This window comes from Alistipes sp. An66 (assembly GCF_002161445.1).
In the GTDB taxonomy this organism is placed as follows: Bacteria; Bacteroidota; Bacteroidia; order Bacteroidales; family Rikenellaceae; genus Alistipes; species Alistipes cottocaccae.
Window position 1 is genome coordinate 1 of record NZ_NFHT01000043.1, and the last position, 1,317, is coordinate 1,317.

The window sequence follows — 1,317 nt, forward strand, 5'->3', positions numbered from 1 at the left end:
GGGTGCCGTTATCCTCGAAACAACGCAAAAACCACCGACCATGACAACGCCATTCATCCCCTCCACGGCTCCCCACTGAAGAGCCGACCATCTTCCATCGGTTGCCCGCCGCCCCCGGTTGGACGATGACAAACCCCGATCTGTTTGGGCCAAAAACTACACGCTCCCCAGCCTTGCCGCGACATGAACCTCCTGCCGTTTGCCGGTACGGGAGCGCCCCCGCGCTGATGCCTTTGCGACCCCGGGATTCCGCACCGTTCGACTTCAGACGTCGAACGTGCTGCCGATTCCCGGGCCCGAAAACCGAAGGGAGCGAGGTTGTGTTCTCGTGGCACAAAAACCCCGCATCGGGTTTTTGATTGCCACCTCGAACCACCTCGCCCTGCGGGGCTGCCCCGCCCGGTCTGCTCCCGAGGGTCGCATACCGAGCCATCCGCCGCTCGCCGAGTTCGCCGCGGATTCGGGGCACGGGACGTCACTCCAGCCCGACAACGCACGCTGCGCGAAACCGCTCCCGCTTATTTGTTCCACCGCCAACGTTTCTGAGCCATGGAGGTAACGAAACCCAAGGGAGGTCGCCCACGAAAGAGCGCGGCGACCTTGCGCTCACGCACGGTACGTTTCCGCGTGAGCGAGGAGGAGTACCTCCGGGTGCAACGCAAGGCAAAGGCCTGCAATCTGACCCTCTCGGAATATGCCCGCCAGGCGGTCGTCTCGGGCCGGATCATGCGCCGAATCGGCACAGAGGAGTTGCGCCTGGTCTCCGAATTGACGCGCGAGCGGAACAACCTGAACCAGCTGGCCTACCTCCAGCACGCCTTCGGTGTCGCCTCCCACGAGGAGGAGCTGCAGCGCATCCTCCGCTTCTACGACGAGGTGATCGGACGACTGAAACAAAAACTCTAAGACGATGATCGGCAAAATCGTAACCGGCAAATCCTTCGGCGGCGCGGTGCGTTACCTGCTCGGCAAGGAGCCGGGAAAGGCGTACATTCTGACGAGTGATGGCGTGGAGCTCTCCGGCCGGCAGGCGCTGATCGGCAACTTCGAGTTCCAGCGCCGGGCCCGCCCCGATGTCGAACGGGTTGTCGGACATATCTCGCTGTCGTTCCACCCCGACGATGCCCCGCGGATGTCGGACCAGCTGATGCTCGACCTGGCGTGGGAGTATATGCGGCGTATGGAGATTACCAATACACAATACCTTGTCGTGCGCCACACCGATACGAAACATCCCCACCTGCATATTCTCTACAACCGGGTACGCTACGACACGACGCTGGTCTCGGACCGAAACGAACGCCTGCGCAACATGCG

General features: G+C 62.3%; 2 protein-coding genes. Both read left to right on the forward strand.

Annotated elements, in window-relative coordinates:
• The first annotated feature begins 549 nt into the window (after positions 1-549).
• Positions 550-906, forward strand: a complete 357-nt coding sequence (locus B5G16_RS12400) for a plasmid mobilization protein (RefSeq protein ID WP_143260914.1) — start codon at positions 550-552, stop codon at positions 904-906.
• Positions 907-910: 4 nt separating this feature from the next.
• Positions 911-1,317 (forward strand): relaxase/mobilization nuclease domain-containing protein (locus B5G16_RS12405; protein WP_162612077.1); only part of this gene is annotated, 407 nt, incomplete at its 3' end.